This window comes from Nocardia sp. NPDC004711, assembly GCF_053601595.1.
In genome coordinates this window covers 1-1002 of the sequence record NZ_JBSGCB010000194.1, presented here as the reverse complement: position 1 = coordinate 1002, position 1002 = coordinate 1, and the positions used below count along the sequence as shown (strand labels likewise).

Sequence of the window (1002 nt, the reverse complement as noted above, 5' to 3'; positions counted from 1 at the left end):
TGATGACAGCGATATGGATCGTGGCCTGGTATCGGACGGCGAGTTTGTCGAAGCGAGTGGCCACGGCCCGATGCTGTTTGAGCTGGTTGATGCCCCGCTCGACAGCGTTGCGGTCACGGTAGCGGACCGGATCGAACACCGGGGGCCGCCCACCAGCACTACCGCGACGCCGCCGGTGCGCGACCTGATCCGCGGGGACCGGGATCGTCGCGCGGATCCCGTGACGACGCAACCACTCCCGATTCCCGCGACTGGAATACGCTTTGTCGGCCAACACCCGCTCCGGCCGGGTCCGAGCCCGCCCGCCACCGCGTTTGGGCACCGTGATCGAGTCCAGCACTGCCGTGAACTGCGGACTGTCACCGGCCTGACCCGCGGTGACCAGCACCGACAACACCCGGCAGCCCCGATCACACGCCAGATGCAGCTTGCTGGTCCACCCACCCCGCGAACGCCCCAACCCGTGATCGGCGGGCTCGCACTGCCCCGGCCCGGCCGGTGGTTCGGCCTGCCCGCCGCTGTCGCGGCGGGCGCCGGCGGCATGCGGATGGGCTCGGGTGATCGTGGAATCCACGCTGACCTGCCAGTCGATTACCCCGGCCGCATCGGCCGCCACCTGCAGCGATGTCACGATCACCGCCCACGACCCGGCCCGCTGCCAGCGCCGGAACAACCCGTACACCGCCTGCCAGGACCCGTACTCGGCCGGCACGTCTCGCCACGGCACCCCGGCGCGGCACCGCCACCGGATCCCATCGATGAGCTGCCGCTTGGTCCACTTCGGCGGGCGTCCCGCCTTCTTCGGTCGAGGCAGCAGTGGCTCCAGCCGCGCCCATTGGGCATCGGTCAGGTCCGCGCGCCCCGCCACCGCTACGCTGGCCACGAGGTCTCCGGCATTGTTCAGATTTGCTTGGTCGCTAATCCGAACTACCGGAGACCTCGCCTATATGCCAACGCGGGCAACAACTTCGGTCGAACATGCTGATGGGGCGACACCGCTGC

Annotated in this window: 1 protein-coding gene; it reads right to left on the bottom strand. The window is 69.4% G+C overall.

Translation table 11 applies throughout. The features are described from left to right. The coding region (locus tag ACWEKS_RS49405) for an IS5 family transposase (RefSeq protein ID WP_452346614.1) at positions 1-883 on the bottom strand (883 nt) is incomplete at its 3' end. Positions 884-1002: the final 119 nt, after the last annotated feature.